Source organism: Jatrophihabitans sp. (assembly GCF_036000465.1).
Lineage (GTDB): Bacteria > Actinomycetota > Actinomycetes > Mycobacteriales > Jatrophihabitantaceae > Jatrophihabitans.
Genome location: NZ_DASYFV010000027.1, coordinates 1 through 8,063, shown reverse-complemented (window position 1 = coordinate 8,063; position 8,063 = coordinate 1). Strand labels below are relative to the sequence as shown.

Here is an 8,063-nt window from a genome sequence, read left to right as displayed (position 1 = left end):
CCGCGTCGTCCGACAAGACCGACCCCAGCAACAGTGCGGCACCCGGCCCGGACGACGCCGAGCCGAGACTGCGCACCGGCGCCGCGCACCCGGCGGCGCGGGGGGCCGGCCTGATCGGTCTGGCCGTCGGCGCCCTCGGCGTCGTGTTCGGCGACATCGGCACGAGCCCGCTGTACGCGATCCAGACCGTGTTCTCGATCGACAATCACGCGGTCAAGCCCACCCAGTCCGACGTGTACGGCGTGATCTCGCTCGTCTTCTGGTCGATCACCCTGATCGTGTCGCTGAAGTACGTCGTATTCATCCTCCGGGCCGACAACGACGGCGAGGGCGGCGTCATGGCGCTGGCCGCGCTGGCCCGACGCGCCACCGCCGGCCGGCGCAAGCTCATCCCGATCGCGCTCACGCTCGGCGTGCTGGGCGCGTCGCTGTTCTACGGCGACAGCGTGATCACCCCGGCCATCTCGGTCCTCTCCGCGGTCGAGGGGCTCGAAGTGGCATCCCCCGGTCTCGCCGATGCGGTGCTGCCGATCGGCATCGCGATCCTGGCCGTGCTCTTCCTCGTCCAGCGCTTCGGCACGCACGTCGTGGGTCGCTTCTTCGGGCCGCTGATGGTGTTCTGGTTCGTCGTGCTCGCGGTCCTCGGCGTTCCGCAGATCGTCAAGCATCCTGCGATCCTCAAGGCGTTGTCGCCGTACTACATCGCGACGTTCGTCGCCGACCATCCCTACCTGACGTTCATAGCTCTCGGTGCCGTGGTCCTGTCGATCACCGGGGCCGAGGCGCTCTACGCCGACATGGGGCACTTCGGCCGCTCCCCGATCCGGCGGGCCTGGTTCTTCCTCGTCTTCCCGTGCCTGACGCTCAACTACCTGGGTCAGGGCGCGCTGGTGCTCACCGACAAGGCGTCGATCGGCAATCCGTTCTTCACGATGGCGCCGAAGTGGGCGTCGGTGCCGCTGGTGGTGCTGGCCACGGCGGCCACGGTGATCGCCTCACAGGCCGTGATCTCCGGCGCCTACTCCGTGTCGCGCCAGGCCGTCCGCCTCGGATTCCTGCCCAACCTCACGATCCGGCACACCTCGACGCGCGAGAGCGGTCAGATCTATGTGCCGGCCGTGAACTGGTTGCTGTTCGGCAGCGTCCTGGTGCTCATGGTGACGTTCAAGTCGTCGAGCAAACTGGCCACCGCGTACGGGTTGGCGGTGACCGGAACCTTCGTCATCACCACCACGCTCTTCCTCATCGTCGCCGCGACCGTGTGGAAGTGGGCCCGCTGGCGGCTGGTCGCGCTCGGCATCGTGTTCGGGTTGGTGGAGATCGCCTACTTCGGCGCCAACGTCACCAAGATCGCAAGCGGTGGCTGGCTGCCGCTGCTGATCGCCACCGCAGTGGTGATCACCATGACGACCTGGCAGCGCGGCCGGCGCATCGTGACGGCGCGCCGCGAGGAGCTCGAGGGGCCCCTTCAGGACTTCGTCGACGAGTTGCACGAAAAGGGACTCCCCCGTGTGCCGGGCACGGCGGTCTTCCCGCACCCGACCAAGGAGACGACGCCGCTGGCCCTGCGGGCCAACGTCGAGTTCAACCAGGTCCTGCACGAACACGTGGTGCTGGTGTCGGTGATCAACGAGAACGTCCCCTACGTGGCGGCGGACGACCGCATCGCCGTCGACCACCTGGTGCACAGCGACGACGGGATCGTGCACGTGGAGGTGCACTTCGGTTTCCAGGACGAGCAGGACCTGCCCGAGGCACTGCAACAGGCCGCGAGCACCGGCGATGCCGAACTGGACATCGACGCCGAGAACGCGTCGTACTTCCTTTCCCGGCTGTCCATCCAGCGCGGTCCCGAAGGGGGCGGCATGGCCACCTGGCGCAAGCGTCTCTTCATCGGCCTCGCTCACAACGCGGCCAACCCCGCCTCGAACTTCTGCCTGCCGATCGACCGGACCGTCGTGATGGGCGCGCACCTCGACGTGTGACCGCTGCTCAGCCGCGGGGCGAAGGGCCGAGCCGCCCCCTCCGGGCGTCCGCGACCTCAGTCGGCGAAGGCCTCGCCGGCGGCGGCGCGACCCGACTTCGCAGCGGCCCAGTAGCCGTAGGTGCCGCGCTCGCGCAGCTCGGTGGCGGCGGCGACGAGGCCGCCGAGGGCGGCGAAGGCGAAGGCGCCGCCGACGGAGATGCGGGCGACGCCGAGGTCGGCGAGTTCGGCGACCGGCGGTGTGCCGGGGAGGGCGAGCACGTTGACGGGGCGGTCGACCGACGCGACGACCGCGCGGATCTGGTCGGCGGTGGTGAGGCCCGGCGCGTAGAGCACGTCGGCACCGGCATCCTGGAAGCTCTGCAGCCGGGCGATGGTGTCGGCGAGATCGTCGCGACCGTGCAGGTGGTTCTCGGCCCGGGCGGTGACGACCGCCCGGCCGGCGGCGGCCTCGACCGCGGCGGCGACCCGCTCGGCGGCGAGCGCGGCGTCGTGGATCGGGTCGTCGGCGCGGGCGGTCGCGTCCTCGATCGAGAAGCCGGCCAGGCCGGCGGCGACAGCGCGGCGGGCGGTCTCGGCCACGCCCGCGGGGTCGTCGGCGAAGCCGTTCTCGAGGTCGGCCGACACCGGCACGTCAGTGGCGGCGACGATCGCAGCCGCGTGAGCCAGCGCCTCGTCGCGCGTGACGAACGTGTCGGGGCGGCCGAGCGTCGCGGCGAACCCGCTGCTGGTGGTGGCGAGCGCCCGGAAACCGAGCGTGGACAGGATGCGGGCCGAGCCGACGTCCCACGGGTTGGGCAGCAGCAACGGATCGCCGGGACGGTGCAGCGAGCGGAACTGATCGGCCAGCAGGGTCATCCCGCCATCGTCTACCGCGGCACCGACAACGGCTGCTGCTGGGTGATGCAGTGGATGCCGCCGCCGCGTTCGAACAGCGGCCGGGCGTCGACGGTGACGACCTCGCGCCCCGGGTAGGCCTCGCGCAGGATCGCGGCGGCGTCGGCGTCGTGCGGATCGTCGAACGCGCAGGCGATCACCGCCCCGTTGACGAGCACGTGGTTCACGTAGCTGTAGTCGACGAAACCCTCGTCGTCGGTGAGCACGCTCGGCGCCGGCAGGTCGACGATCTCGAACGGCACGCCGCGGGCGTCGACGGACTCGGCGAGCACCGCACGCAACTCGGCCGTGACGCGGTGATCGGGGTGCGACGCGTCGCGCTGGTCGTGCAGCAGCAGGCGCCCGGGGGTCGGGATGGTGGCCACGATGTCGACATGACCGCGGGTGCCGAACGTGTCGGAATCGCGGGTCAGGCCGCGGGGCAGCCAGACCGCATGGGTCGTGCCGATGGTGCGAGCCAGCTCGGCCTCGATGTCGGCGCGGCTCAGACCCGGGTTTCGCCCGAGGTCGCGCTGCACCGTCTCGGTCAGCAGCACCGTGCCGAGACCGTCGACGTGGATGCCGCCGCCTTCGTTGACCAGCGTCGAGTCGATCCGCGGCACTCCGGCCCACCCGGCCAGCGCCGGCGCGAGCGTGCTGTCGTGCGTCCAGGTCGCCCACTCCTGCTGGCCCCACCCGTTGAACACCCACGTGACGGCACCGAGAGCACCGCTCTCGTCGCGCACGAACGACGGGCCGGAGTCGCGGATCCAGGCGTCGTCGATCTCGCGTTCTCGGATCTCGATCGCGGGATCGAGGTAGCGCGGCGCGATGTCGATGTCGCGCGGGTGCACCACCACGCTGACCGCCTCGAAGCGCGCCGCCGCGTTCGCCACCGCGGCCCAGGTCTGCCGCGCCGTCTCGGCGTCGGCGGCCGTGTCACCGAGGGTGTAGCCGGTCGTCGGCCACGCCAGCCAGAGGCGCTCCTGGGGATCACCCTCGTGCGGCATCGTCCACGTCATGAGCGAGCCTGTGAGCGAATGACCTCATCGGCATTGCCTTCGGCGCCCGTAGCGCAGCGGAGGGCGGTCATGAGGCCCCGTACGGGTGCTCGGGGTCGACCGGGCGGGTGAGCGCGGCGTACGTGTCCGGCCGGCGGGTGCGCAGGAACGGGAACAGGTCGAGCCAGTCCTCGCGCTGGTCGAGGTCGAGATCGACGACGAGGACGCACGGTTCGTCGCGCGGGGCCTGGGCCAGTACGCGTCCGTACGGGTCGCTGACGAACGACGAGCCGTAGAACGTGTTGCCCGGTGTGCCGTCGGGTTTCGTCTCGCTGCCGGTGCGGTTGGGCACGACCATGAACAGCCCGTTGGCGATGCCGTTGCCGACGATCACCTGCTGCCACAGGGGTTGCGTGTCGAAGTCGGGGTGATCGGGCTCGGAACCGATCGCCGTGGGGTACACGACGATGTTCGCGCCGCCCAGGCTGTAGGCGCGGGCGACCTCGGGGAACCACTCGTCCCAGCACGTCGGCAGGCCCAGCCGGGCACCGTCGAGCCCGTCGAGCACGTGGACGGGATACGGATCGTCCGGTCCGGCCGGGCCGGCGCGGAAGTACTTGTCCTCGTAGTAGCCGGCCGTCACCGGGATGTGCAGCTTGTTGGTGTGCGCGACCAGGTTGCCGGACGGGTCGACGATCACCGCCGTGTTGAGTCCCAGCCCGTCGCCCGCCTCGGCCGTGCGGTACAGCGAGGCGTGCACGAAGACGCCGTTGCGCTTCGCGGCCGCCCGGGCGAACCCGAGCGTCGGGCCGGTGTCGAGATCCTCGGCCTGCTCGCTGGCCGTCCCGGTCGGCAGCGTGTCCGCCGGGTAGCGCAGCAACGTGACCTCGGGGACGAAGACGATGCGCGCGCCCCGTTCGGCCGCGGCGTCGACGGCGGCGTCGAGGAAGGCGCGCAGCGCGTCGGCGTCATCGGTCCATGCATGCTGCACCACACCGATCCGCAGCGGCGATCGGCGCGTCTCGCGGACACGGGCCAACGACGCCGGTGGGGTGAGGGCCTCGATCACCGGCGGGGTGGACTGGGTCATGCAGGGGCTCCTCGGTCAGCTGGTCGTCGGGAAGTGGTAACTCGCGCCGCTGGGGTGCTCGACGTGCGGCCAGCGCGACGTGACGACCTTGGCCCGCGTGTAGAACGACACACCTTCGGCGCCGTGCATGTGCTTGTCGCCGAACAGCGAGTCCTTCCAGCCGCCGAACGAGTAGTACGCCATGGGCACGGGGATCGGGACGTTGATGCCGATCATGCCGACGTGCACGCCGCGCTGGAACCGGCGCGCCGCCTCGCCGCTCGAGGTGAAGATCGCGGTGCCGTTGCCGTAGGGGTTGGCGTTGATGAGCTCGATCGCCTCGTCGACCGTGTCGACCCGCACGACCGACAGAACCGGGCCGAAGATCTCCTCGGTGTACACGTCCATCTCGGTCGAGACGTTGTCGATGACGGTCGGCCCGACCCAGAAGCCGTCCTCGTTGCCCTCGACGGTGAGGCCGCGGCCGTCGACGGTCAGCGTGGCGCCCTGCTCGGCGCCGGTGCCGATGAGGCCGACGATGCGGTCACGCGCGGCGGCCGTGACGACCGGCCCCATCTCGCTGCCCGGTTCGCGACCGGGCCCCACCCGCACGCTGCGCGCCTTGGCCGACACCGCCTCGACGATCGCATCGCCGGCGGAGCCGACGGCCACCGCGGCCGAGATCGCCATGCACCGCTCGCCGGCCGACCCGAACGCCGCGGCGGAAAGGTGCTCGGCGGCGAAGTCGACATCGGCGTCGGGCAGCACGATGGCGTGGTTCTTGGCGCCGCCGAGGGCCTGCACCCGCTTGCCGTTGGCCGTCCCGCGCTCGTGGATGTACTTGGCGATCGGGGTGGAGCCGACAAAGGAGACGGCGGCGACGTCGGGCGAGTCGAGCAGGGCGTCGACGGCTTCCTTGTCGCCGTGCACCACGGTGAACACGCCGTCGGGCAGGCCGGCCCGCTGCCAGAGTTCGGCGATGAGCCGCGACGCCGAGGGGTCGCGCTCGCTCGGTTTCAGAACGAACGTGTTGCCGCAGGCGATGGCCACCGGGTGCATCCACATCGGGACCATCACCGGGAAGTTGAACGGCGTGATGCCGGCGACGACCCCGAGTGGTTCGCGGAAGGAGAACACGTCGATGCCGGTGGAGGCCTGGTCGGAGTAGTCGCCCTTGAGCAGGTGCGGGATGCCGCAGGCGAACTCGACGACCTCGAGGCCGCGCTGCACCTCGCCCCTGGCATCCGACAGCACCTTGCCGTGCTCGTCGGTGATCAGCGCCGCCAGCTCGTCGACGTGGGCGTTGACGAGTTCGCGGAACGCGAAGAGCACCTTCGAGCGGGTCGTCAGCGAGGTCTGCGACCACTGCTCGAACGCGGCGCGGGCACTCGCGGTCGCGACCGCGACGTCGGCCGCCGAGGCCAGCAGCACCTCGGCCTGCGGGGCGCCGGTGGCCGGGTTGAACACCGGCGTGCTGCGACTCGACGCCAGCGGGGTCGGCTTGCCGTCGACCCAGTGCTCGATCGTGGGGCGGTCGCCAGCGGTCATGGATGCAGCCTCCTTGCTCGGGTGATGACCCCAGCATGGCATTGCCGCACCACGGCGGGCACGCACCGCCGGAGGCATGAAAATGTCGAGGGAGCTACAGGCCCACCGGGGGAGGGGCCCGTTAACTCCCTCGACGTACCGAACGGTATGTGCTCCTCCGGAGTTCGTCCACTCGAAAGTGACAATGCGTCACCATGCAACTACTTTTCGTAGTTGAGAAGTACATCTTCTTTGAACTCTTTCACCGCAATGTCGGGACATTCGCACCGCCGCTGCGATCGCGACTCAGCGTGACGTTACGAGCACCGAACACTGACCTGGCCCCGTCAGGCGACCGCGAGTTCGCCCGCGCGCGATTCGAGGGTGGCCGAGAGGAACCCGAGCATCAGCTTCTCGTCGACGTCCAACCGGTTCGAGCCGCGCGGGCGGCGCCCCTGGAGGTAGCGGGCCAGCTCGCCGGAGGTGAAGCCGTCGACGACGTCGGGATGCACGTAGTGGGCCCGGCACACCGTGCGGGTGTTGCCGAGACGCTCGGAGGCCGCGTCGACGGCCGACAGCACGATCTCGTCCGACTGCGCCGGATCGCTGCGAAGGCGGGCGCGCAGGACGCCGAAGGCGGTCGCCGAGCCGATCCAGGTGCGGAAGTCCTTGGCGGTGAAATGAGCGCCCGTGAGCTCGGCCAGGCGGGCGTTGATCTCGTCCGACCCGATGGCGGCACCACCGACCGTGAACAGGCGGCGGCCGCGCTGGTCGAGCAGCCGCTGCACGACCCGGGCCACACCGGGGTCCTTGAGACTGACCACCGCCTGCTTGCCGGACTTCGCCGGGAAGTCGAAGTCGACGCGTGACCCGGTGACCCGCACGTGCCGCTTGGTCAGGGTGCTGAGCCCGTAGCTGTCGTTCTCCTCGGCGTAGACCTCGTTGCCGACCCGCAGGCCGGTGAGATCCATGATCCGCAGCATCGTGGCGAGCACCCGATCGGCGTCGAAGGCGCGGCGGCGCAGCTGCTTCTCGACATCGGCCCGCACGAGCGGCAGCGAATCGCCGAAGCCGATGAGCCGGTAGAAGTTGAGCTGGTCACGGATCGAGCGCCAGCGCTCGTGGTAGATGTACTGCCGCCGCCCCCGCTCGTCCTCCCCCACGGCCAGCAGGTGCGCGTCGGGCCACGTGGCGATCCAGACCTGCTTCCAGGCCGGCGGGATCGCGAGCTTGGTGATGCGGTCACGGATCTTCACGTCGACGACGGTGACGCCGCCGGAGTCGCGGTAGGTGAAGCCGCGGCCCTTGCGCAGGCGGGTGAGCCCGGGCTCGTCCGGACTCACGTAGCGCAGCTTCGCCACCTTGGCACACTGCTCCGGATCCTCGTACAGGGCGGCGACGAGTTCCGACGCCTTCAGCTTGGGTGCGGCCACGCCGGAAGTCCTACCCAAACCGCGGCGTCCCGTGATACAAACTTGCGTACACGCGTGCATGTATGTGAGGGGACGAGATGGCCAGGGTGTTCGTGGTCGGGGTCGGCCTGACCAGGTTCGAGAAGCCGGGACGTCGCGAGGGCTGGGACTACCCGCACATGGCCCGCGAATCC

At 70.3% G+C, this 8,063-nt stretch carries 6 protein-coding genes; 1 reads left to right on the top strand and 5 read right to left on the bottom strand.

Features of this window, described 5'->3' with window-relative positions; translation table 11 throughout:
- Positions 1-1,985: potassium transporter Kup (locus VGN18_RS09260; RefSeq protein ID WP_327539387.1), on the top strand; the 1,985-nt coding region annotated here is incomplete at its 5' end.
- A gap of 56 nt (positions 1,986-2,041) precedes the next feature.
- On the opposite strand, the gene VGN18_RS09255 is transcribed toward VGN18_RS09260, so the two are convergent.
- The 5 genes from VGN18_RS09255 to VGN18_RS09235 form a co-directional block, all read right to left on the bottom strand.
- Positions 2,042-2,842, bottom strand: coding sequence for an isocitrate lyase/phosphoenolpyruvate mutase family protein (locus VGN18_RS09255; RefSeq protein ID WP_327539386.1), 801 nt, complete (start codon positions 2,840-2,842; stop codon positions 2,042-2,044).
- A gap of 11 nt (positions 2,843-2,853) precedes the next feature.
- Positions 2,854-3,882: an agmatine deiminase family protein gene (locus tag VGN18_RS09250; RefSeq protein ID WP_327539385.1), complete on the bottom strand. Its 1,029-nt coding sequence runs from the start codon at positions 3,880-3,882 to the stop codon at positions 2,854-2,856.
- A gap of 67 nt (positions 3,883-3,949) precedes the next feature.
- Positions 3,950-4,951, bottom strand: coding sequence for a nitrilase-related carbon-nitrogen hydrolase (locus VGN18_RS09245; RefSeq protein ID WP_327539384.1), 1,002 nt, complete (start codon positions 4,949-4,951; stop codon positions 3,950-3,952).
- A 15-nt stretch (positions 4,952-4,966) separates the two neighbouring features.
- The gene (locus VGN18_RS09240) at positions 4,967-6,478 is read right to left on the bottom strand and encodes a CoA-acylating methylmalonate-semialdehyde dehydrogenase (RefSeq protein ID WP_327539383.1); all 1,512 of its coding nucleotides are present in this window, start codon (positions 6,476-6,478) and stop codon (positions 4,967-4,969) included.
- Positions 6,479-6,804: 326 nt separating this feature from the next.
- On the bottom strand, positions 6,805-7,890 hold the full coding sequence (locus VGN18_RS09235) for a hypothetical protein (protein ID WP_327539382.1): 1,086 nt from the start codon (positions 7,888-7,890) through the stop codon (positions 6,805-6,807).
- Positions 7,891-8,063: the final 173 nt, after the last annotated feature.

What these genes read in the sequence shown, in the direction of transcription:
- VGN18_RS09255 (WP_327539386.1), bottom strand. Translation starts at nt 2,842, where the DNA reads ATGACCCTGCTGGCCGATCAGTTCCGCTCGCTGCACCGTCCCGGCGAT.
- VGN18_RS09250 (WP_327539385.1), bottom strand. Translation starts at nt 3,882, where the DNA reads ATGACGTGGACGATGCCGCACGAGGGTGATCCCCAGGAGCGCCTCTGG.
- VGN18_RS09245 (WP_327539384.1), bottom strand. Translation starts at nt 4,951, where the DNA reads ATGACCCAGTCCACCCCGCCGGTGATCGAGGCCCTCACCCCACCGGCG.
- VGN18_RS09240 (WP_327539383.1), bottom strand. Translation starts at nt 6,478, where the DNA reads ATGACCGCTGGCGACCGCCCCACGATCGAGCACTGGGTCGACGGCAAG.